Here is a 20,615-nt window from a genome sequence, read left to right on the forward strand (position 1 = left end):
CCCTGACTGATGGCCTACAGCTTCGCACGACCGGGGCCACGGATGCGCGTCGGGGCGGCCGGGGGTTGGCCCGGTGGGGCTTCTGGCGCAATATGGAAAGCGTCCCATCGGGAACGGGAGTGGCCCGTGGAAGTGATCGCACCCCAAGCCGTGGATACGCTGATCCGCCTGCTGGCCTCTGATGGCTACGAGGTGGTGGGTCCGACACGGCGCGACGGCGCGATCGTCTACGACCGGGTGCATGGGCTCGACGACCTGCCGGCGGGCTGGACCGACGAACACGCCCCCGGCCACTACCGCCTGCGCGAGCGCGGAGACGGCGCCCTGTTCGGCTACGTGGTCGGCCCGCATTCCTGGAAGAAGTACCTGTTCCCCCCGCAGGAGACCCTGTTCCGGCTGACCCGCCAGGCGGACGGCAGCTTTACCACCGAGCCGGGCGAATCCGACGCCCCGCCGCGCGCGTTCATCGGCATGCGTGCCTGCGAGCTGGCGGCGATCGGCGTGCAGGACCGGGTATTCCTCGGACAGGCGGTGCAGGATCGCGGCTATGCGGCGCGGCGCCGGGACGTGTTCATGGTCGCGGCCCACTGCGCGGAGCCCGGCGGCACCTGCTTCTGTGCCTCGATGGATACCGGACCGCGCGCCCGCGAGGGCTTCGACCTGGCCCTGACCGAGGTAATCGATGCCACGCAGCATTTCCTGGTCGCCGAGGCCGGGAGCGAGGCCGGGCGCGCGATGCTCGAGCGGCTGGAGCCGCGCCCGGGCACGGACGCCGAGCAGGCCGCCGCCGAACGCGTATGGGCCGAGGCCCCGGAAAAGATGGGCCGGCAGATGCCCGGCGACGCCCGCGAGGTGCTGAACCGGGCCTTCGAACACCCGCGCTGGGAGGAGACGGCCGAGCGCTGCCTGTCCTGCTCCAACTGCACCCTGGTCTGCCCCACCTGCTTCTGCTCGCAGGTCGAGGAGGTGCCCGATCTGGAGGGCCAGCGCACCGAGCGCGTGCGGCGCTGGGATTCCTGCTTCAACCAGGAACACTCGCATCTGGTCGGCGGCGCCCACCGCGACTCGGTAGCCGCACGCTACCGCCAGTGGATCACCCACAAGCTCGCGACCTGGCACGATCAGTTCGACACCTCCGGCTGTGTCGGCTGCGGGCGCTGCATCACCTGGTGCCCGGTGGGCATCGACATCACCGAGGAGGTGACGGCGGTGCGCCGCGACCCGGAGGGCCGGGCATGAACGAGCTGCTGGCGATCCTCGAAGACCAGCCGTTCTTTGCCGACATGGAGCCGGAACACCGGCGCCTGCTGGCGGCCTGCGCCGCGAAGCTCAGCTACCCGGCGGACACGCGGCTGATGCGCGACCACGAGCCGACGGAGACCTTCTGGCTGATCCGCGAGGGCCAGGTCGCGCTGGAGAGCCCGCTGCGCGAAGGCTGCGTGACCTTCCAGACCCTGGGGCCCGGCGACATCCTCGGCTGGTCGTGGCTGCTACCGCCGTATCGCGCCAGTTACGACGCCCGGGCGATCACCGATCTGCAAACCCTGCACTTCGATGCCGGCGTGCTGCGTGAACATATGGAGGCCGACCCGGCGTTCGGCTACATGCTGATGAAACATTTCTCCGCACTGATCGTGCAGCGGCTGCAGGCCGCGCGGCTGCAGGCGCTGGACATCTACAGTCACGGAGGGCCCGGGGATGGCACCTGAGACCCTGCAGCCCCGCGCCGACAGCGCCCTGCCGGAACAGGCGATGGCGCCACAGCCCTGGCGCATCCATTCGGTGCGCCCGGACGTCGCCAGCAACGAGGTGTTCAGCTGGACGCTGTACCCCGAACCGGGGGTCGAACCGGGGCCGCCGCCGGCGCCCGGGCAGTTCAACATGCTCTACCTGTTCGGCGTGGGCGAGGTGCCGATCTCGGTGTCCGCGATCACCGCGGATGGAGGCATCGTGCATACCACCCGCGCGGTGGGCAGCGTGACCCGCACGATGCAGGATCTGGGACCCGGCGCGGTGGTCGGCCTGCGCGGGCCGTTCGGTACCGCCTGGCCGGTGGAGCAGGCCCATAGCCGCGATCTGGTGCTGGTCGCCGGCGGCATCGGCCTGGCCCCGCTGCGGCCGGTGATCCATGCGGCGCTGGAACGGCGCGACGACTTTGGTCATGTGGTGATCTGTTACGGCGCGCGCTCGCCCGGTGACATGATCTTTCGTGACGAGCTGGAGGCCTGGGGCGCGCGCGACGATCTCGACCTGCGCATCACCGTGGACCGCGGCACGGCCGCGTGGCGCGGCGATGTCGGCGTGGTCACCCAGCTGATCGACCGCGGCGGCTTCGACCGGCGCAACACGCTGGCGATGGTCTGCGGCCCGGAGGTGATGATGCGCTTCGCCGCGTCGTCGCTGGAGCGCCGCGGTGTCAAGCCGGAAGACATCTTTGTCTCCATGGAGCGCAACATGCGCTGCGCGCTGGGTTTCTGCGGGCACTGCCAGATCGGGGCGCAGTTCGTCTGCCGCGACGGCCCCGTGTTTCCCTACCCGGTAATGGAACCGGCCTTCCGGATACGCGAGCTATGAGTCGGGAAAAGCCTACCCTCGCGGTGTTCAAGTTCGCCTCCTGCGACGGCTGTCAGCTCTCGCTGCTGGACTGCGAGGACGAGCTGCTGGCGGTCACCGACCGGATCCGGATCGCCCATTTCCCCGAGGCCACGCGCACCCGCATCGACGGGCCCTGGGACCTGACGCTGGTGGAGGGCTCGATCACCACACCGGAGGCGGCCGAAGAGATCCGCGAGATCCGCCGCGCCTCGAAGTTCCTGGTCACCATCGGTGCCTGCGCCACCGCCGGCGGCATCCAGGCCCTGCGCAACTTCGCCGATGTCGAGGCGTTCACCCGTCAGGTCTACGCCCACCCGGAGTACATCTCGACCCTGGCCACCTCGGATGCGATCAGCCAGCACGTGCCGGTGGACTTCGAGCTGCGCGGCTGCCCGATCGACAAGTACCAGCTGCTGGAGGTCATCAGCGCCTTCCTCTACGGCCGCCGCCCGCAGGTCTCCAGCGCCAGCGTCTGCGAGGAGTGCAAGCGGGCGGGACAGGTCTGCGTGATGGTCGCCCACGGCACGCCTTGCCTGGGTCCGGTCACCCACGCCGGCTGCGGCGCGCTGTGCCCCGGCTGCCACCGCGGCTGCTACGGCTGCTTCGGCCCCAAGGAGACGCCCAACGCGCCCGGCCTGTCCGGGCAGCTGGAGGCCCTCGGCATGGAGCGCGCCACCCGCGTGCGCTTCTACCGCACCTTCAATGCCGGCGCCGACGCCTTCCGCGAGGAGAGCGAGCGCGAAGAATCAGGAAACGGACCATGAGCGAGACCCGCACCATCGAAGTCGACTACCTCGCGCGCGTGGAGGGCGAGGGCGCGATGTACGTGCGCACCGAGGGCGACCGCGTGGAGGAGGTGAAGCTGTCGATCTTCGAGGCCCCGCGCTTCTTCGAGGGCTTCCTGCGCGGACGCGACTTCCGCGAGGCCCCGGACATCACCGCGCGCATCTGCGGCATCTGCCCGATCGCCTATCAGATGGGCGCCTCGCTGGCGATGGAGGACGTCTGCGGCGTGACCGTGGACGGCGTGCTGCAGGACCTGCGCCGGCTGGCCTACTGCGGCGAATGGATCGAGAGCCACGCGCTGCACGTGTTCATGCTCCACCTGCCGGACTTCCTCGGCTATCCCGACGCGGTCACCGCCGCGAAGGACCACCCGGACATGGTGCGCAACGGCCTGCGCATCAAGAAGATCGGCAACTCCATCCTGCGCCTGCTGGGCGGGCGCGAGATCCACCCGGTCAACCTGCGGGTCGGCGGCTTCTACCGCACGCCGACGCCCGACGAGGTCGCCGGGCTGCGCGAGGATCTGGCCTGGGGCCTGGAGGCGTCCTGCGAGGTCGCCGAATTCCTCGCCACCCTCGACTACCCGAACCTGGAGCGCGACTACGAGTTCGTGTCGCTGGTGCACCCGGACGAATACCCGATCACCCACGGCCGGCTCGGTTCCGGCAGCGGCCTGGACGCCGCCATCCGCGACTACGACGACGTCTTCACCGAGGAGCACGTCGCCCACTCCAACGCCCTGCACAGCCACCGCTCCGACAGCGGCGAACCGGTCTTCATGGGTCCGCTGGCGCGCTTCGCACTGAACCGCGAACGCCTCACCCCGCGCGCCGCCGAACTGGCCGAGCGCGCCGGGCTGGGCGCCGCCTGCCGCAACCCGTTCCGCAGCATCCAGGTGCGCATGATCGAGATCGTGCTCGCCTTCGAGGAGGCCCTGCGCCTGGTCGACGGCTACCGGGCCGCACCGGCCGAACCCGCGCTGCCGGTCACTCCGCGCGCCGGTACCGGCTTCGGCGCCACCGAGGCCCCGCGCGGCATCTGCTACCACCGCTACACTACCGACGACGCGGGCCTGATCACCGATGCGAAAATCGTCCCGCCCACCTCGGTCAACCAGCCCACCATCGAGGCCGACCTGCGCGAACTGGTACAGACCCACCTCCACCTGCCGGACGACGAACTGCGCCACCACTGCGAGGTCGCCATCCGCAACTACGACCCCTGCATCTCCTGCGCCACCCACTTCCTCGACCTCACCGTCGACCGCCGGTGAAGCCCTGCACAAAACGGAACCCTTGGCTCTGCGCAAGTGAGGACCCGTTTGATAGAATAAAGGTATAATTTCTACACCATGCATTCATTCGAGTTCGACGAACGGAAGAGTCGATCGAATCTGGAGAAACATGGCATCGACTTCGTGACCGCCCAGGCCCTCTGGCGTGACCCCGATCTGCTCGAGGTCCCCGGCCGCCCGGAGGACGAACCCCGCTTTCTGGTGATCGGTCGCATTGAAAGGAGGCACTGGACCGCCGTTGTCACTCACCGAGAGGCCTGCGTCCGTATCATTTCGGTACGCAGGTCGCGCAAAGAAGAGGTAGCGCTGTATGAAAGCGAAGACATTTGACGAGCGCTTTGACAGCGGAGAAGAGATGACCGATGCCCTGGATCTGTCCGGGGCCCAACGACCGCTGCGCAAACAGCGGCGGGTAAACGTGGATTTCCCGGACTGGATGATCGAGTCCCTGGACCGGGAAGCCAGCCGATTGGGCGTCACCCGTCAATCCATCATCAAGATCTGGCTGGCGGAGCGGCTGGAAACGACCACTGCCGCCCGGAAAAGCGAGAGCACGCCCCGTTAGCCACCGCCAGGTATCGACCAGGAGCGCCCCGTGGCACGACCCCCCGGACAGACCCCACCGGGAAAACGGCTGCCTGCGGCTTCCGAGGCAGACGCGCGGCGATCGGACCTGAGCGACGAACACCGCGAAGAAACTCTCAAGGCGGCAAGAAACACCCCTGTAGCACCTGAACACCCGCAAGAGGCATCCGCTGCCGCTCCCGACATGCCAATGACCGACAAAGAGGCGCTGGTGATCGGCATTGGCAACCCCTGGCGCGGCGACGACGGCATCGGCCACGCCGTGGTGGATGCACTGGCCGATACCCCGGGTCTCGCCACCGCGAAAAGCCACGGCGAGCCCGCCGAACTGATGGAGCTGTGGCAGGGCCACGATCCGGTAGTCCTCGTCGATGCCATCGTCACCGGCGCCACCCCCGGCACCCTCCACCGCCTGGACGCCCGCGAGCCCCTGCCGCGCGGCGCCCGCTACTCCTCCCACGGCATCGGCCTCGCCGAGGCCGTCGAGCTCGCCCGCTCCCTGGACGAGCTCCCGGACACTCTCATCGTCCACGGCATCGAGCTCGCCCGCCTCGAAGATGGCGCCGGCCTCTCGCCCGAGATCCGCGACAGCCTTGCCCGGGTCGTCAGCCGAATCACGGGCGATCTCGCCGAGGCGGTATCCGGATCTCGCGGCACCCCCTGAATCGATTCGGTCCAGCGGCAAACGACCGCCTTGGTCCGGGATTCGGGGCCGATCAGGAAACGTGGCACGCTTGTCGCTCACCGACCTCGCCGAATGAACAACAAACAAGTTTGACAGTAACGGAATGCCGGCAAGCCCCATTGAGATTAATAATCCGGCCATTATTGAACGCAAACTCTGTTGGGGTCTTCTTGTTGACGACAAAGCCATTTGTTGCTCAAATCCAGTCATTAGTTAATCACAAATCAGCGTGGGCGACATGAACATCGACTGTACTCGCGCCGTGCATTACCACACGGGTGACTTCCCGCCGCGGCCGCTCGATTACAGCCGTCTCATGCCGTCGTTGCTGGCCGCAACCGATGCGCTGGCGCGCTACGACCAGACCCTGCAGAACATCCATAACAGCGAAATCTTCCTGGCCCCGCTACGCAGCCAGGAGGCCGTGATCTCCTCGCGCATGGAAGGCACCATCAGCACGCTCGACGAGATTCTGGAGCTGGAAGCGGAGCAGGACGGAAACGAGACCGGGGCCACCGGACTGTACCGATCCGACGTTGTCGAAACGGCCCTGTACCGACGGGCCCTCAATACGGCCCAGGCACAGCTCGAAGACGGCTACCCGCTCTCCGAGGGCCTGATTCGCAGCATCCACCAGCAGCTTCTCTCGTTCGGGCGGGGGGCGGAGAAATCACCCGGCCAGTACAAGACGAAGCAGAATTACGTCGGTGAACGCGGCAGCCGGGAGGCCCGTTTCGTTCCCGCGACACCCGAACAGCTGGTCAGCGGCGTGCAGACGCTGTTCGCGTTCATAGCCAGCGACGATGTACCGCTGTTGCTCCGCACCGCGCTGGCGCACGCGGAGTTCGAGGCCCTGCACCCGTTCAAGGACGGCAACGGCCGCGTGGGACGGATGCTGATCACGCTGATGTTGTGGCACGGAGGAGCCATATCCGCGCCACATTTCTATGTGAGTCGCTACTTCGAAGAGCAAAAGGACGAGTATGTTGCCCGGTTACGCGAGGTATCGGCCAGCGGCCACTGGGAGGAATGGTGCTGCTTCTTTCTGGACGCCGTGCGTGAACAGGCCCGGAGGAACACGGACGTGGCCCGCTCCATTCGCGATCACTACGAGGAAATGAAAGTCCGTTTTGCCGATGTTCTCGGCTCCCGGTATTCCGTCCTTGCACTCGACTACCTGTTCACCTGGCCGGTCTTTCGCAACAGCCACTTCACACAGTCCGCGGGAATTCCCCGACAAACAGCCGCGCGCTTTACCCGTGTGCTTCTTGAAGAAGGCCTTCTGCAGCCGGTGCGCGAGGCTGCTGGCCGCCGTTCGGCCGTCTATCGCTTCGAGTCCCTGATGCGGCTCGTCCGCGTTTGACTCCTTTCTGCATTCAAAGGCCTGTGCTGGATGCGCTCGGACGGCAGACACGCATTTTTCCGTGGCGACAGAAGTGGGCCGCACTCTCCGACCCGGGGGAGTTCATTCGCGAGGTCTATCCGGGTCCGTGAGAAGAAAGGGGCCGGATACGACGAGAGACCCGGCCCCGTTTCCATTTTTACGTCGGACGAAAAGGGCAGCCCGAGGCTGGCCTATTTGTGGACGATCTCCTCCTTCAGGGAATAGGAAATACCGAGAACTTCGTCGCAGACCGGACGCGGATAATCCATCTCCTGCATGGCCTGCACGATGTCGTCGAGTACCGCCACGAATTCGTCCACGCTGACGTTCATGCCGGTATGTGTCTCCAGCATGGATCGCCCGGTGTACTCCACCGGTCCGCCCGATCCGGCCGCGAGGAACTCCTTGACCTTTTCCCGTGCATGGTCCACCTGATCGTCGTCGAGCGCCCAGTATCGGGGCCCCACCGTCTGGTTCTGAAGGTGAAGCTCGACAATGCGGTTTACGAGCTTGTCGATTCCGGCCTGGCCACCGAGCCGGTCGTAAAGCGTTTCGGTTTCGGACATGACAACTACTCCCTATGCTCTGGTTAAAACGGAACAGATGCATCGAGCATCCACACGGAAGGCGTGACATTTCCTGTCACGAGACGGACAAGGAGAAGTGAGAGATGGCGGATCCAGATCTGATACAGGTACGCGCGGCCCTCGACGCCGGTGACTTTGCCCGGGCGCGCGAGCTGATTGACGACCTCACCCTCCCGCCTTCGTCGGAGCTGCTGGAACTCCGGGCCATGGCGGCATATGGAGACGGAGACCTGGAAGGGGCTCTGGCCGCGTATGGCGACCTGTACCGCCTTCATCTCGAGAATGATGAGCCCTGCGAGGCGGCCCGGGCCGCCGTAAACGTGGGCATGTATCTGATGATGGATTCGGGCCTGATGGCACCCGTGCGCGCCTGGCTGTCTCGGGCAGACCGCCTGGTCGCGGATGCACCGGACAACCCGGTCCGGGCGTGGATCGCTGCGGTAAGAACCTACGAACGTCTGATGTGCGGCGACATGCCGGGGACCGGGCACTGGGCGCGAAAGGCGATGGAAGGGGGGCGCAGGCACGGCCTGAAGGCCCCGGCAATCATCGGACAGGTAGCCCACGCCAGAGTCCGCATCCATGATGGCGCAGTCGACGAAGGGCTGAGTGCGCTGGACGATGTGGCCGTTGAGCTGAGCGCCGGCAATCTCGATCCCCTGACCTCCGGACAGATGTGGTGCGAGGTCATCTGTGCGATGCAGTGGATCGGGCAACACGACCGTGCCGAACAGTGGACCGAAGCCATGGAACGCTGGCGGCACGACGCCGCCTTCGGGGGGCTTGGCGGGCGTTGCCGGGTCCACCAGGCGGAGATCATGCGCCTGCGGGGGCCCTGTGATGCGGCCGAACAGGAGGCGTTGCTCGCATGCGAAGAGCTGCGACCCTGGATGCGCCGCGAGTACGGCTGGCCTCTCACTGAACTGGGCAACGCGCGCCTGCGCAAGGGCGATTTCGCCGGGGCCGAAGAGGCGTTCATGGCTGCCTACCAGAACGCCTGGCTTCCCCAGCCGGGGCTTGCGTGGCTGCGGCTGGCCCAGGGGCGCATCGAGGAAGCCTTCTCGATGATCGAGAACGCACTCGAACATCCTTTCGACATCCCTTCGAAAGAGCGCCCGCCTACCGGCGCCCTGCGGCGGGCCCCCTTGCGCGATGCCGAGGTGGTGATCGCACTGGCCGCCGGGCGTGCGGATGTGGCGCGCGCCGCCGCAGCCGATCTGGAGGCCACCGCGGAGGCCTATCAAAGCCACACACTGCGCAACGCAGCCGTCGCGGCCCGGGGGCGTCTGGCGCTCCACGACGGGCAAACCGCAGAAGCCATCCGGCTGTTGAGTAGCGCCGTCACTGAATGGGTCTCGCTGCGAATGCCCTTTGATGCAGCAACCCTGCGCATCGAACTGGCCGAAGCCTATCGCGCAGCAGACGACCGCCGGGCGGCCGAGCAGGAGTTCGAGGCCGCCTGTAGCGCATTCCGGGACCTCAACGCCACTCCCTGGGCCGAACTCGCACGCGAACGGGCGCCAGAGGAGCCTGCGGGGATAAAACCCGAGCCCGAACGCTGCATCTTCAGCCGGGAGGCGGAGATGCGAACGGTGACGTACGCCGGCACCACCGTGCGCCTCAAAGATCTCAAGGGCATGCGCTATCTGGAGCGCCTGCTGGCAGAACCCGGTCGCGAGTTCCACGTCCTCGACCTGGTGTCTGCCGAACGCGGGGCACTGCCGGTCGAGCCCCCTGCGGAAGATCTGCACATCGATGCCCAGGCGGGACTGGAGGTGTTCGACTCGAAGGCGCGCGAAGCCTATCGGCAACGACTCGCCGAAACGGAAGCGGATATCGAAGAGGCCGAGGCCAACAACGACCTTCACCGGGCAGAACTGGCCCGCGCCGACCGCGAGTTTCTGATCAACGAGCTGCGCCGCGGCGTGGGCCTGAGCGACCGCGCCCGAACGGTGGGAGATGGCGTGGAACGGGCACGAACCAGTGCAACCCGGTCACTGCGTTACGCCCTCGATCGAATCGCCGAGCACCATGCAGCGCTCGGCGAACACCTCGAGCGGACCGTACGCACCGGCACCTACTTCGCCTATGAGCCCGACCCCCGAGCGCCGGTCAAGTGGCAGATCTGACCGCCGGCCCCCTGGGCCCTGCAGGTTTTACGCCCCGTCGGGCATTTTTTGCTCGCAACGTGGTCTGAACGAACATGAAGGGGCAAGCATTGGCGCTTGCCCCGATCGTCAGCAGGTATCTTTCGATGTCCGAACCGACCCCGCCGATTGCCCGGACCACCGCGATCTTCTTTCTGGCGAGCAATCTGGCCGCCCTCACGCTGGTCCCTTGGTGGGGCCTGACGCAGGGCTTCAGTGGCGCGGCCTGGGCCTTTTTCGGGATCTTCATGGTGCTCGGCGGCCTGGGGATTACCGTGGGCTATCACCGGCTGTGGGCGCATCGCAGCTTCAAGGCGCGCGGCCCGCTGCGCGTGATTCTGGCGCTTTGCGGGGCGCTGGCACTGCAGAACAGCATCTACAACTGGAGCGCGCGGCACCGCGTGCATCATGGCTACGTGGATGACGTGGACCGTGACCCGCACTCCATCCGGCGCGGCTTCTGGCACGCCCACATGGGATGGATGCTGCGCAACTGGCCCGCCAGCCGGGCCGATTATTCACGCGCGAAGGACCTGACGAAGGATCCGGTGGTGATGTGGCAGCACCGCCATTACTGGACCCTGGTGTGGGGGCTGAACCTGGGGTTGCCCTTGCTGCTGGGGCTGGTGTTCGGGGACGTGATCGGCATGCTGCTGCTGGCGGGCGTGCTGCGGCTGGTGCTCAGTCACCATTTCACGTTCTTTATCAACTCCCTGGCGCACTGGTGGGGATGGCGCCCCTACAGTGACGAGAATACCGCCGTGGACAACGGCCTGGTCGCCCTGCTGACCTGGGGCGAGGGGTATCACAACTTCCACCATGCCTTTCAGGCGGACTATCGCAACGGGGTGCGCTGGTGGCAGTACGACCCGTCGAAGTGGCTGATCAACCTGCTGGCCTGGACGGGGCTGGTGCATGACCGGCGCTGGACGCCGCGCTTCAAGATCCTGCGCGCGCGGCTGCACACCGAATTCCGCCGCCTGCTGAACTCCGATGCGGCCGGGCCGGTGCACGACACCTGGCGCGCGACCGTGGAACGCGAATACCAGCACTTCCGCGATACGGTGAACCAGTGGCAGCAGGTGCAGGCGGACAACATGCGGGCCGGACGCGAGGCCCTGAACGACCGCTGGCTGCGCACGGAACTGCGCACCCGATTCAAGGAGCTGGAGTATCGCCTCAAGATGCAGCGTCGCCGCCTGCGCGCGCTGTCGGCCTGCCAAGGCACGGCATCGGCTTCCGCCTGACACCCTGCCCTCCCGGGAGTTCAGGGGCCCGGAGAGTGCATTGAAGCGGACGACCCGGTCGGCCTCGGGCATGCGCCCGCTGCCCGACTGAGCTAGGCCGTGTCGTCGGCGATCTTTTTCGCCACGCGGTCGGCGACCTTGCCGCGCACCACCACCTCGTCGGCTCCGGCCTCACGCGCGGCCTTGAGCATGCTCCCTTCCACATGCGGGCCAAAGGCGAGGATGGCGGCATCCGGGCAGCGTTCACGCCAGGTCGACACACTCCCGACGTCCCGTGCACCCAGGTCGATCACGATCAGGTCGGGGGCTGCGGGCTCGCCGCTGCCGGTCACTTCGGCACCGGCCGCGCGCCAGCGCGATTCGAGCCGCACGCGGGTCATCAGGTCGGGGGTGTCGATATGGATCTGCATGGGGACGCTGCCAGGTCGGTTGCGGGGGGCCCGCCGCACGCGCCGGAGACGCGTGCGGCGGCACGGGCGGGTCAGTCGCGCGCCCCGTCGGCTTCGAGCATGCGCAGCTCTTCCGCGATGATGAACCCGCGCAGCTCGTCGGCGACGTGCTCGTCGTGGATGCTCACCTCGCCGGAGCGGACCTCCTCGGCGCCCGGGTGGTCGCTGTGCAGCCACTGCCAGGTCGCCTGACCGGGGTACATCACCGGCAGCTCGGTCCAGGCGAGGTCGTCGTTGGCGGCTGTGACGTCGTCGACCCGGGTGGCCACGATGTCCGCGTCGTCGACGCCGAGGCCGAGGGTCTGCGGCAGCGAGACCTGGTGCCAGCGGGCGCCGACCTGGCCGGTGTGCACGGCGAAGGCGACGTTGTAGATCCCGCCCTCTTCCAGCGACTTGCTGTCCTGCGCGTTCGGCGCCTCCAGCGTGCGGGTCAGGCGCACCTGCCAGGCGCCGTCCTCGTAGCCGCCCTCGGCGGCGATGGCGCCCCGGCTGCCCGACGGCTGGCGCAGGAATCGCTGCGGGATCACGTCCCCCTCCTGCCAGTCGTGGTCGGGGTCGAAGGCGACCGCGTTGTCCTCGGAGATGAAGTAGGGGTCGTCCTGGTCATACTCGCGGTTCACCAGCCGGTCCCAGTCGAGGGCACGCTTGCCGGTGGTTTCGGGATCGAGCATGTAGGCCGGCTGACCGGCGTCGTCGTCCCAGTTGGTGGTGTACATGCCGCGCCCCTCGGAGCCGAGGCGGTAGTGGAGCACGTAGCCGTTGTCGGCGACGCCCATGGGGTGGCTGCGGTGGGCGCGCCACTGCCACAGGTCGAGGAAGACGCCTTCTTCCTGTAGCGCGGCCAGCTCGTCGTCGTCGCGGATGGCGTCCCAGGATTTCTCGGTGGGGTCTTCGGTGGTGCGGGTCTGCGGCAGGTACTTGCGCACGTCGCTGCGGCCCATCTCTTCGCCCAGCTTCGGGTGGGCCTCGACCTTGTCGCCGTCGACTTCGGAGGTCAGCGCGCGCATACCGTCGTGGGCGGTCATCCAGCCACCGTAGCGGTCGAAGCCGTCGACGCCGCCGTCGTCCAGCAGCATGGAGATGCGGTCCTCGTAGAGGCCGTGCTCGTCGGGGCCGGCGCCGCTGCCGTAGCGCTCCCACTCGCCATCCCCCTGGTAGACCCAGTACTGGTGGTACCAGCTCGGGTCGTCGGTGGCGTATTCGTAATGGATACGGACCTTCTCGTCGTCATAGGTGGCCGCCACGTTCAGCGTGGCGTGGTCCAGGTCTTCCCCCGGGATGTAGACGTTGCGGTCGAGGTCGACCTTGACCGGCTCGCCGGTCGCCACCATCGGGGTCAACGAGACGGCCGCGGCAATCAGGGTTCGCTTCATGGAGTACGCTCCTGTCGAACATCGTGCTGAATGTGTTCCTTGCTCCGTGGCCGGGTGCCACGTCGCTCTCCCGACACCGGCACCGGACCACGGGCCCTAATCCAGCCTGATCATGGATACGGGAAAAAGTTCCCGCAAACCGTATGGAAAACCCATCTGCAGACCGGTCAGCGGCCGCCGGAAGGAACCTGCCGGACATGAAACAACATGCTGGCCAGCAATCGCACCGACAGCAGTAGACGGGTGGCGTCCAGGTTGCCCATGGTGCTTCCTTGTGACAAAGATTGAGACCGCCATCCTGCCACGGGCGATGCCCGACCATAACGGGGCGGAGTAGCTGCGATGCGTCCGGGCACTGCGATACGGGAACAGCGGCTCAGGTGTACATTGGTCCACGATTCCCCGGGTTCACCAAACGCATGCAAGACGAGACGAGGAACGGGCAATGCACGAGTTTTCGCTGATGGCCGACTTGCTGCGCAAGATCGAGCAGGTGGCGGCCGACAACAATGCCGAGCGCGTGACCCGGGTCCGGGTGTGGCTGGGGGCGCTGTCGCATATCACGCCGGAGCATTTCCGCGAGCATTTCGAGGACGGCACCCGCGGCACAGTGGCCGAGGGCGCCGAACTGGAGGTGGAGACCTCGGACGACGACACCCACCCCGAAGCCCAGCAGATCCTGCTGCGGAACCTGGACGTGGTGTGAACGACCGCGCTCGTGCGCGCTGGCGCCTGATCGTCGCAGGCCGGGTACAGGGCGTCGGTTTCCGGCCGTTCGTCGCCCGTCAGGCGCGTCGGCTGGGGCTGACGGGGGCGGTCGCGAACACCGCGGAAGGGGTCGTGATCGAGATCGAAGGGCCGCAGACGGCACTGAAGTCGTTCCGCCGTTCCCTGGACGAGGACGGCCCGCCGGCCGCACGCGTGGACCTGATCACCGCCACCACGATTCCGCCGCTCGGGGATGCGGATTTTTACGTCCGCACCCATCATGCCGCCGGCGGGGGCGCTCCCGCACTGGCCCCCGACCGCGCGCCCTGCCCGGCGTGTCGGGCCGAAATCCGTGATCCGGCTGCGCGGCGCTTCCGCTATCCGTTCACCGCCTGTGCCGACTGCGGACCGCGCTGGAGCATCACGACCGGCCTGCCCTGGGAGCGGGCGCGGACCACGCTCGCCGGGTTCGCCCTGTGTCCGGCGTGTCTCCGCGAATTCGAGGCCCCGGAGGACCGGCGCTTCCACGCGGAGGCCATGGCCTGTCCGGAGTGCGGCCCGCAACTCACGCTGCGCACGCCGGACGGGGACGCGCGGAGCACCGGCGACGCCGCCCTGCGCGCGGCGGTGGACATCCTGCGCGAAGGGGGCATTCTGGCCCTCAAGGGCACGGGCGGCTTCCAGCTGCTGGTGGATGCCACCCGACCGGATGCGGTCGCGCGGCTGCGCCGGCGCAAGCAGCGGCCGGAAAAGCCGCTGGCGGTCATGCTGCCGGGCCGGGCCGAACCGGCATCGCTCGCCCGCATCGACGAGGTCGAGCAGGCGCTGCTGGAATCCCCCGAGGCCCCCATCGTGCTGGTCGAGGGCCGGCCGGAGGCGCCGCTGGCCGAGGAGGTCGCCCCGGGTCTCGGGCGTCGCGGACTGATGCGCCCGTCCACCCCGCTGCACCTCCTGCTCCTGGACGACTTCGGCGAACCGGTGGTCTGCACTTCCGGGAACCGCAGCGGCGAGCCCCTGTGCGTGGAAGGCGACGAGGCGGTTGCCCGGCTGGGCGATATCGCGGACGCGATCCTGGATCACGACCGGCCGGTCGCGCGGGCGCTGGACGACTCCGTGTTCCAGGTCGCCGCCGGCGAACCCCAGTGCCTGCGACTGGGGCGCGGCTGCATGCCAACGCGCGTGCCACTGCCTGCGGGGGAGCCCGCGGTTGCGCCCGGGCCGGTGACCCTGGCCCTGGGCGGGCAGCTCAAGGCAGCGCCCGCCCTGGCGTTCGCGAACGAAGTGGTGGTCGGCGCCCATGTCGGCGACCTGGAAAGCGACACGGCATTACAGCGGCTGAACCGCGAGGCCCGGGCGCTGGGGGAGCTCTGCGGGGTGGACATCGAACGGATCGCCTGCGACCGGCACCCGGATTACGCGTCCACACGCCTGGCCGAAACCTGGAACCTGCCGCTCACGCGGGTACAGCATCATCATGCCCATGCGGTGGCGGCCCTCGCGGAGCACGGCGTGCGCGAACCGGCGCTGGCCCTGGTGTGGGACGGGGCCGGGCTGGGCGACGACGGTACGCTGTGGGGCGGCGAGTGCCTGAGTCTCGACCGTGACGGGAGCTGGCGGCGCAGCGGGCATCTGCGACCGTTCCGCCTGGCCGGAGGCGAGGCCGCGATGCGCGAACCGCGGCGCGCGCTGCTGGGTCTGCTGCATGCCCGGTACCACGGCGATCGCGCGACCCTCGAGGCCAGCCCCGCGCGCGCCCTGTTCACCGCAGCGGAATGGCAGCCGCTGCTCGCCTGCCTGGACCGGGGGATCAACGCCCCGGTGACCTCCAGTGCGGGAAGGCTGTTCGATGCGGTCGCGGCACTCAGCGGCCTGCGCATCGCCGCCGGCTACGAAGGCCAGGCCGCGCTGCGCGTGCAGGAAGCCGCGGAGGCAGCCGGGCCCGCAGACAATGCTGCACAGTACGGCGATACAGACGCGATCACGCTGGATACCGACCTTGCCCCCTGGCAGGGCGACTGGGCCCCGCTGGTCGATGCCCTGCTCGCGGAACGCCCGGCGCGGCCGGTGGACGCGCCCGCACGCATGGCCACGCGGCTGCACCGGGCGCTCGCGGGATTCGCGGTCGCGGCGGCCCGCGCCAATAACCGGGAAACCGTGGCATTGACCGGCGGATGCTTCCAGAATCGGTGGTTGCTGCAACAATGCGTGGACGCCCTGCGGGCGGCCGGTTTCCGCCCGCTCTGGCCGCAGCGCATCCCGCCCGGCGACGGCGGGCTGGCGACCGGCCAGGCCGTGATTGCAAGACGGGCGACCTCGCCCGTGCGAACCACCGACGGAGACTGAGACCATGTGCCTGGCCATCCCCGGCCGCATCGACCATGTGGAGGAGGCGGACGACCCGCTGTTCCGCCAGGCGCGCGTCGCGTTCGGCGGGGTCACGCGCACGGTGTCGCTGGCCTGTACGCCGGAGGCCGGGCCGGGCGACTACGTGCTGGTGCACGCCGGCATCGCGATCGCCACCGTCGACGAGGCGGCCGCCGAACGCACCCTGGCGGCGCTGCGCGAAATCCCCGGGCACGATCCGTCCGCTCCGGAGGCTCCGTGAAGCACCTCGACGAATACCGCGACCCGGCGCTCATCCTGCAGCAGGTCGAGGCGATCCGCGCGGCCTGCACCCGGCGCTGGACGCTGATGGAGGTCTGCGGCGGCCAGACCCACGCGATCCTGCGCCACGGGCTGGACGAGCTGCTGGCCGACTCGGTCGAGCTGCTCCACGGGCCCGGCTGCCCGGTCTGCGTGACGCCCACCGAGACCCTGGACCGGGCCGTGCTGCTGACCCGCCGCCCCGAGGTGATGCTGTGCACCTTCGGCGACATGCTGCGCGTACCCGGCGCGCTGGGCGACCTGAACGCCGCGCGCGCGGCCGGCGGGGAGGTGCGCGTGATCTACTCGCCGCTGGATGCGGTCGCCCTGGCGCGCGAACACCCGGAGCGCGAGGTGGTGCTGCTGGCGGTCGGCTTCGAGACCACCGCCCCGGCCGCCGCGCTCGCGGTACTGCAGGCCGAGGCCCTGGGGCTGTCCAACCTGTCGCTGCTCGTCTCGCACTCGCTGGTACCGCCGGCGATGGAGGCCCTGCTCACCGATCCGGACAGTCGCATCCAGGGCTTTCTGGCCGCCGGACACGTCTGCACGGTGGAAGGTGCAACCGTCTACCGGACGATCGCCGAACGCTTCCGGACCCCGATCGTGGTGACCGGCTTCGAGCCGGTGGACCTGCTGGCCGGGATTCGGGCCTGCGTGGAGCAGCTGGAACGCGGCGAGGCACGCGTGGAGAACCGCTACGACCGCGCCGCCCGCGATGACGGCAACGCCGCCGCGCGCGATGCGGTCACCCGCGTGTTCGAGCCGGTGGAACGCGAGTGGCGCGGGATGGGCCGCCTGCCCGCCAGCGGGCTGGGCCTGCGTCCGGAATACGCGCGCTTCGATGCCCTGAAGCGCTTCGAACTGGCCGGGACCGAATCCGGAGGAGACGGTCCCTGTATCGCCGGCCAGGTGCTGCGCGGGCTGAGTCGACCCACCGACTGTCCGGCCTTCGGCCGCGAATGCACCCCGGATCACCCCCTGGGGGCGCCGATGGTCTCCTCCGAGGGGGCCTGCGCGGCCTACCTCCACTACCGGGGCGAAACATGACCGCCGAGGTCGTGCGGCTGGCGCATGGTGGCGGGGGCCGGCTGCAGGCGAAGCTGCTGGACGAGGTGATCCTGCCGGCCCTGGGCGCCCGCGCCTGCGGCGCCCCCGATGCCGCCGTGCTCGATGCGCCAGGCGGGCGCCTGGCCATGACCACCGACAGCTTCGTGGTGCGGCCGCTGTTCTTTCCCGGCGGCGACATCGGCCGCCTCGCGGTGCACGGCACGGTCAACGACCTGGCGATGGCCGGGGCGCGTCCGCTGTGGCTGACGCTGGGGCTGATCCTCGAGGAGGGGCTCCCGCTGGAGGACCTGCGCCGCGTCCTCGCCTCCGTAAGCGCGGCCGCCGAAGAATGTGGTGTGCAGGTGGTGGCCGGCGACACCAAGGTGGTGGAGGCCGGGCATGGTGACGGGGTCTACATCAACACGAGCGGCGCGGGCGTGGTCCCGGACGGGGTTGGCATCGAACCGAGCGCGATCCGGCCGGGCGACGTGCTGCTGGCCAGCGGCGATCTCGGGCGCCATGGCGTGGCCATCCTCGCCGCCCGCGAGAACCTCGGCCTCGAGCCGCCGGTTCCCAGCGACAGCACGTCGGTGGCCGCGGGCGTGGCGGCCCTGCTGGACGCCGGTGTGCCGGTACATGCACTGCGCGACCCCACCCGCGGCGGCACGCTGGCCGCGCTGCAGGAGCTGGCCGAGGCCTCCGGCTGCCGCCTGGTGCTGGACGATGCGGCCATCCCCGTACGCGAAGACGTGCGCGGGGCCTGCGAGATCCTCGGGCTGGACCCGCTGCACTCGGCCTGTGAGGGGCGGTTCCTCGCGTCCGTCCCGGAAGATCACGCGGGGCAGGCGCTCGTGGTCCTGCGATCCGTTCCCGAGACCCGGGACGCGGTCGCCATCGGCCGGGCCGCGGCCGGCGACCCCGCGGTGATCCGTCGCCTGGCCACCGGCGTGGAACGCCGGCTGGTCCTGCCGGCCGGAGAACAGCTCCCGCGCATCTGCTGAAAGCCGCTCCCGCACGCGCTATCGTTGTCCGGCCCGTTTACGCAGCAACAGGAGACCGATCATGAGCCTCAGTCGCCTCACTCTTGTCCCCCTGGCCCTGGCCGCCAGCTCGGCGCTTGCACACCCCGGGCATGGTCATGGCGACGGCCATTCCCTGCTGCATTATCTGAGCTCGCCGGAGCATGTCTGGCCCGCGGCCGCAGCCCTGCTGCTGGCCGCCGTAATCGGGGGCGCCTGGCTGTGGCGGCGCTCGCGCCGGCGGAAAGACCCGCGGAGCTGACAGCGGGCACGAATCCTGCTGACAAAACCGGTGCATGCTCGGGAGAGCCGGTCACGACTGTGAAAACCCGGTTCGGGGATAATGCGCGCGCACCAAAAGGAATCGGAAACGCACCATGAACGAACTGAAACAGGCCATCGAGCACCAGCGGGAGTACCTGGAAGAGCGGCTGCATGAGCCGCTGAGCGGGATCGCGGCGCGCCTGGTGCCGGCCTGGCCCCGGCGCGAGGAACTGGACTCGATCCTGGAGGACGGGATCCGGCGGATCCCCGAGGCCACATTCATGTACGCGCTCAACACCCGCGGGATCCAGCTGTCCGATAACATCTCCCGCAGCGGCGTGCTGCCCGAGCACTTCGGCCGCGACCGCTCGCAGCGGCCATACATGAAGGAGGCCGTGCCGGCCGACGGTTTCCTGCTGTCCGAGGCCTATATCAGCCTGCTGGGGCGGCGCCCGTCGCTGACCGCCCTGCAGCTTGTCCGCGACGACAACGGCCGGGCCCTGGGTTTCCTCGGCGCGGACTTCGACCTGCGCAACCTGCCGGACCTGTCGGAAGACCTGTACGAGGAATCCAGCGAGTGGCGTCAGATCAAGGGCGACCCGTCGATCCGCGGCACGCTGTTCCAGCAGAGCCGCACCGAAAGCCTGATGGACCGCAACATGGACACCGCGCTGGCCATCCTGGAGGAGCTGTTCACCGAGCGGGGCGTGTTCCAGGGCGTGTTCCACTTCTCCAGCTCGCGCGCGACCCTGTGGACCACCGAGGATCCGTATCGCTACCGCATCCTGACCCACGAGTCGCTGGCCGACCCGGATGTCTGTCTGGCCTTCCCCCACGAGCCCTACCCGGAGGAGGCACTGATCCCGCAACGGGACATCGGCCGGGTGCTGGACGGCCTGCGGACTCTGCGTTTCGCCGACGACACCGTGTATCTGCGTTCCGCGTCGCTCAACCTGTTCAACGGCATGGTCAGCCTGACCTTCTCCTGCGACGGCTCGCACTACATGACCTCCGAGGAATTCCTCGGGCGTTCCATCGAATTCTGGCTGGGGGCGACCGGCTGATCCGCCCCGGCCTCATACCCCCTCGGGGGCCGGGTCATTTTCCCGGGATCACGGCGCTGCATGTATATTAGGATTCCCTAATAAATACTGGAGAGAAGCATGCAGCGTACCCTCGCCGCCCTGACTCTGGGCCTGGCCCTCGCCCTGCCCGCCACCGCCGTGGCCGACGACGTCCACGAATTCGGGATCTCGCCGCAGGCGACCTACAACCTGGTGCAGGAAGACGGCGATGACATCCTGTTCATCGATGTCCGCGACCCGGTCGAGATCATGTTCGTGGGCTTCACCGACAAGGTCGATCTCAACATCCCCTTCCTGCTGGTGGACCGCCACGACTGGGATGACGAGAAGAACCGCTTCAACCCCTCGCGTAACCCCGACTTCGTCGACCAGATCGACGCGGCGCTGGAAGAGCGCGGCCTGGACCGCGACGCCACGATCATCACCATGTGCCGCTCCGGCAGCGAACGCGGGGAGCCCAGCGCAGCATTCCTGCGCGAGAACGGCTTTCCCAACGCCCGTTACGTGGTCAACGGCTTCCAGGGCGACGCCATCAGCGAAGGCGAACGCGCCGGCTTCCGCCTGAAGAACGGCTGGCAGAACTCCGGCCTGCCGTGGAGCCGCGAGATGAACGCCGACAAGATCCACCGCAGCGACTGACCCCCACCCGGATCCGTCCGGATCCTCCGCGGCCCCGGATGCCACCGGGGCCGTGTCACCCGTTCCGTACTCTCCCGC

22 protein-coding genes are annotated in these 20,615 nt (G+C 68.4%); 19 read left to right on the plus strand and 3 right to left on the minus strand.

Annotated elements, in window-relative coordinates:
* Positions 1 to 126 precede the first annotated feature (126 nt).
* The 9 genes from C998_RS0100115 (at position 127) to C998_RS0100155 (ending at position 7,308) form a co-directional block, all read left to right on the plus strand.
* Positions 127 to 1,239, plus strand: a complete 1,113-nt coding sequence (locus tag C998_RS0100115; RefSeq protein WP_018868801.1) for a sulfite reductase subunit A — start codon at positions 127 to 129, stop codon at positions 1,237 to 1,239.
* Entirely contained in the window at positions 1,236 to 1,709 is a 474-nt protein-coding gene (locus C998_RS0100120) for a cyclic nucleotide-binding domain-containing protein (protein WP_018868802.1), read from the plus strand. The genes C998_RS0100115 and C998_RS0100120 overlap by 4 nt, the downstream gene beginning before the upstream one ends.
* The gene (locus C998_RS0100125) at positions 1,699 to 2,574 is read left to right on the plus strand and encodes an FAD/NAD(P)-binding protein (protein ID WP_018868803.1); all 876 of its coding nucleotides are present in this window, start codon (positions 1,699 to 1,701) and stop codon (positions 2,572 to 2,574) included. Before C998_RS0100120 ends, C998_RS0100125 begins: the two co-directional genes overlap by 11 nt.
* On the plus strand, positions 2,571 to 3,359 hold the full coding sequence (locus C998_RS0100130; protein WP_018868804.1) for an oxidoreductase: 789 nt from the start codon (positions 2,571 to 2,573) through the stop codon (positions 3,357 to 3,359). Before C998_RS0100125 ends, C998_RS0100130 begins: the two co-directional genes overlap by 4 nt.
* Positions 3,356 to 4,654 (plus strand): Ni/Fe hydrogenase subunit alpha, encoded by a 1,299-nt coding sequence (locus C998_RS0100135; protein WP_018868805.1) that lies wholly within the window; start codon positions 3,356 to 3,358, stop codon positions 4,652 to 4,654. The genes C998_RS0100130 and C998_RS0100135 overlap by 4 nt, the downstream gene beginning before the upstream one ends.
* A gap of 78 nt (positions 4,655 to 4,732) precedes the next feature.
* On the plus strand, positions 4,733 to 5,005 hold the full coding sequence (locus tag C998_RS0100140) for a BrnT family toxin (RefSeq protein WP_018868806.1): 273 nt from the start codon (positions 4,733 to 4,735) through the stop codon (positions 5,003 to 5,005).
* Positions 5,006 to 5,030: 25 nt separating this feature from the next.
* Entirely contained in the window at positions 5,031 to 5,240 is a 210-nt protein-coding gene (gene brnA / locus C998_RS0100145; protein WP_018868807.1) for a type II toxin-antitoxin system BrnA family antitoxin, read from the plus strand.
* A 210-nt stretch (positions 5,241 to 5,450) separates the two neighbouring features.
* Positions 5,451 to 5,924 (plus strand): hydrogenase maturation protease, encoded by a 474-nt coding sequence (locus C998_RS0100150; protein ID WP_018868808.1) that lies wholly within the window; start codon positions 5,451 to 5,453, stop codon positions 5,922 to 5,924.
* Between the two features lie 259 nt (positions 5,925 to 6,183).
* Positions 6,184 to 7,308 (plus strand): Fic family protein, encoded by a 1,125-nt coding sequence (locus C998_RS0100155; RefSeq protein ID WP_018868809.1) that lies wholly within the window; start codon positions 6,184 to 6,186, stop codon positions 7,306 to 7,308.
* 212 nt (positions 7,309 to 7,520) lie between these two features.
* Here the strand turns inward: C998_RS0100155 and C998_RS0100160 are convergent, their stop codons facing one another.
* Entirely contained in the window at positions 7,521 to 7,895 is a 375-nt protein-coding gene (locus tag C998_RS0100160) for a group 1 truncated hemoglobin (protein ID WP_018868810.1), read from the minus strand.
* Between the two features lie 104 nt (positions 7,896 to 7,999).
* Between C998_RS0100160 and C998_RS0100165 the strand changes: the two genes are divergently transcribed.
* Both C998_RS0100165 and C998_RS0100170 read left to right on the plus strand, forming a co-directional pair.
* Positions 8,000 to 10,045: a hypothetical protein gene (locus C998_RS0100165; RefSeq protein ID WP_018868811.1), complete on the plus strand. Its 2,046-nt coding sequence runs from the start codon at positions 8,000 to 8,002 to the stop codon at positions 10,043 to 10,045.
* 125 nt (positions 10,046 to 10,170) lie between these two features.
* Complete coding sequence (locus C998_RS0100170; protein WP_018868812.1) at positions 10,171 to 11,310, plus strand: acyl-CoA desaturase; 1,140 nt, start codon at positions 10,171 to 10,173, stop codon at positions 11,308 to 11,310.
* A gap of 92 nt (positions 11,311 to 11,402) precedes the next feature.
* On the opposite strand, the gene C998_RS0100175 is transcribed toward C998_RS0100170, so the two are convergent.
* Positions 11,403 to 11,720, minus strand: coding sequence for a hypothetical protein (locus C998_RS0100175; RefSeq protein ID WP_018868813.1), 318 nt, complete (start codon positions 11,718 to 11,720; stop codon positions 11,403 to 11,405).
* A gap of 71 nt (positions 11,721 to 11,791) precedes the next feature.
* Positions 11,792 to 13,132, minus strand: coding sequence for an ethylbenzene dehydrogenase-related protein (locus C998_RS0100180; protein WP_018868814.1), 1,341 nt, complete (start codon positions 13,130 to 13,132; stop codon positions 11,792 to 11,794).
* 445 nt (positions 13,133 to 13,577) lie between these two features.
* On the opposite strand from C998_RS0100180, the gene C998_RS0100190 reads away from it, so the two are divergent.
* From C998_RS0100190 to C998_RS0100225, 8 genes are all read left to right on the plus strand, one after another.
* A complete protein-coding gene (locus C998_RS0100190; RefSeq protein WP_018868816.1) occupies positions 13,578 to 13,838 on the plus strand; it encodes a hydrogenase maturation nickel metallochaperone HypA in 261 nt (86 codons plus the stop codon).
* On the plus strand, positions 13,835 to 16,183 hold the full coding sequence (gene hypF, locus C998_RS0100195; RefSeq protein ID WP_018868817.1) for a carbamoyltransferase HypF: 2,349 nt from the start codon (positions 13,835 to 13,837) through the stop codon (positions 16,181 to 16,183). The genes C998_RS0100190 and hypF overlap by 4 nt, the downstream gene beginning before the upstream one ends.
* A 4-nt stretch (positions 16,184 to 16,187) precedes the next feature.
* Positions 16,188 to 16,445 carry a HypC/HybG/HupF family hydrogenase formation chaperone gene (locus C998_RS0100200; protein ID WP_018868818.1) on the plus strand — a complete coding sequence of 86 codons (258 nt, stop codon included), beginning with the start codon at positions 16,188 to 16,190 and terminating at the stop codon, positions 16,443 to 16,445.
* Positions 16,442 to 17,530, plus strand: coding sequence for a hydrogenase formation protein HypD (hypD, locus tag C998_RS0100205; protein WP_018868819.1), 1,089 nt, complete (start codon positions 16,442 to 16,444; stop codon positions 17,528 to 17,530). Before C998_RS0100200 ends, hypD begins: the two co-directional genes overlap by 4 nt.
* Positions 17,527 to 18,531, plus strand: coding sequence for a hydrogenase expression/formation protein HypE (gene hypE / locus C998_RS0100210; protein WP_018868820.1), 1,005 nt, complete (start codon positions 17,527 to 17,529; stop codon positions 18,529 to 18,531). The genes hypD and hypE overlap by 4 nt, the downstream gene beginning before the upstream one ends.
* 61 nt (positions 18,532 to 18,592) lie before the next feature.
* Positions 18,593 to 18,811 (plus strand): hypothetical protein, encoded by a 219-nt coding sequence (locus C998_RS0100215; RefSeq protein ID WP_018868821.1) that lies wholly within the window; start codon positions 18,593 to 18,595, stop codon positions 18,809 to 18,811.
* 115 nt (positions 18,812 to 18,926) lie between these two features.
* The gene (locus C998_RS0100220) at positions 18,927 to 19,877 is read left to right on the plus strand and encodes a PDC sensor domain-containing protein (RefSeq protein WP_018868822.1); all 951 of its coding nucleotides are present in this window, start codon (positions 18,927 to 18,929) and stop codon (positions 19,875 to 19,877) included.
* A gap of 99 nt (positions 19,878 to 19,976) precedes the next feature.
* Positions 19,977 to 20,537 carry a rhodanese-like domain-containing protein gene (locus C998_RS0100225; protein ID WP_018868823.1) on the plus strand — a complete coding sequence of 187 codons (561 nt, stop codon included), beginning with the start codon at positions 19,977 to 19,979 and terminating at the stop codon, positions 20,535 to 20,537.
* Positions 20,538 to 20,615 lie beyond the last annotated feature (78 nt).

Source organism: Thioalkalivibrio sp. ALgr3 (assembly GCF_000377325.1).
Taxonomy (GTDB): domain Bacteria; phylum Pseudomonadota; class Gammaproteobacteria; order Ectothiorhodospirales; family Ectothiorhodospiraceae; genus Thioalkalivibrio.

What these genes read in the sequence shown, in the direction of transcription:
- C998_RS0100165 (WP_018868811.1), top strand. Translation starts at nt 8,000, where the DNA reads ATGGCGGATCCAGATCTGATACAGGTACGCGCGGCCCTCGACGCCGGT.
- C998_RS0100220 (WP_018868822.1), top strand. Translation starts at nt 18,927, where the DNA reads ATGAACGAACTGAAACAGGCCATCGAGCACCAGCGGGAGTACCTGGAA.
- C998_RS0100200 (WP_018868818.1), top strand. Translation starts at nt 16,188, where the DNA reads ATGTGCCTGGCCATCCCCGGCCGCATCGACCATGTGGAGGAGGCGGAC.
- C998_RS0100120 (WP_018868802.1), top strand. Translation starts at nt 1,236, where the DNA reads ATGAACGAGCTGCTGGCGATCCTCGAAGACCAGCCGTTCTTTGCCGAC.
- C998_RS0100135 (WP_018868805.1), top strand. Translation starts at nt 3,356, where the DNA reads ATGAGCGAGACCCGCACCATCGAAGTCGACTACCTCGCGCGCGTGGAG.
- C998_RS0100160 (WP_018868810.1), bottom strand. Translation starts at nt 7,895, where the DNA reads ATGTCCGAAACCGAAACGCTTTACGACCGGCTCGGTGGCCAGGCCGGA.
- C998_RS0100130 (WP_018868804.1), top strand. Translation starts at nt 2,571, where the DNA reads ATGAGTCGGGAAAAGCCTACCCTCGCGGTGTTCAAGTTCGCCTCCTGC.
- C998_RS0100215 (WP_018868821.1), top strand. Translation starts at nt 18,593, where the DNA reads ATGAGCCTCAGTCGCCTCACTCTTGTCCCCCTGGCCCTGGCCGCCAGC.
- C998_RS0100180 (WP_018868814.1), bottom strand. Translation starts at nt 13,132, where the DNA reads ATGAAGCGAACCCTGATTGCCGCGGCCGTCTCGTTGACCCCGATGGTG.
- C998_RS0100150 (WP_018868808.1), top strand. Translation starts at nt 5,451, where the DNA reads ATGACCGACAAAGAGGCGCTGGTGATCGGCATTGGCAACCCCTGGCGC.
- C998_RS0100175 (WP_018868813.1), bottom strand. Translation starts at nt 11,720, where the DNA reads ATGCAGATCCATATCGACACCCCCGACCTGATGACCCGCGTGCGGCTC.
- C998_RS0100170 (WP_018868812.1), top strand. Translation starts at nt 10,171, where the DNA reads ATGTCCGAACCGACCCCGCCGATTGCCCGGACCACCGCGATCTTCTTT.
- hypE (WP_018868820.1), top strand. Translation starts at nt 17,527, where the DNA reads ATGACCGCCGAGGTCGTGCGGCTGGCGCATGGTGGCGGGGGCCGGCTG.
- C998_RS0100140 (WP_018868806.1), top strand. Translation starts at nt 4,733, where the DNA reads ATGCATTCATTCGAGTTCGACGAACGGAAGAGTCGATCGAATCTGGAG.
- C998_RS0100125 (WP_018868803.1), top strand. Translation starts at nt 1,699, where the DNA reads ATGGCACCTGAGACCCTGCAGCCCCGCGCCGACAGCGCCCTGCCGGAA.
- C998_RS0100190 (WP_018868816.1), top strand. Translation starts at nt 13,578, where the DNA reads ATGCACGAGTTTTCGCTGATGGCCGACTTGCTGCGCAAGATCGAGCAG.
- C998_RS0100225 (WP_018868823.1), top strand. Translation starts at nt 19,977, where the DNA reads ATGCAGCGTACCCTCGCCGCCCTGACTCTGGGCCTGGCCCTCGCCCTG.
- C998_RS0100155 (WP_018868809.1), top strand. Translation starts at nt 6,184, where the DNA reads ATGAACATCGACTGTACTCGCGCCGTGCATTACCACACGGGTGACTTC.
- brnA (WP_018868807.1), top strand. Translation starts at nt 5,031, where the DNA reads ATGACCGATGCCCTGGATCTGTCCGGGGCCCAACGACCGCTGCGCAAA.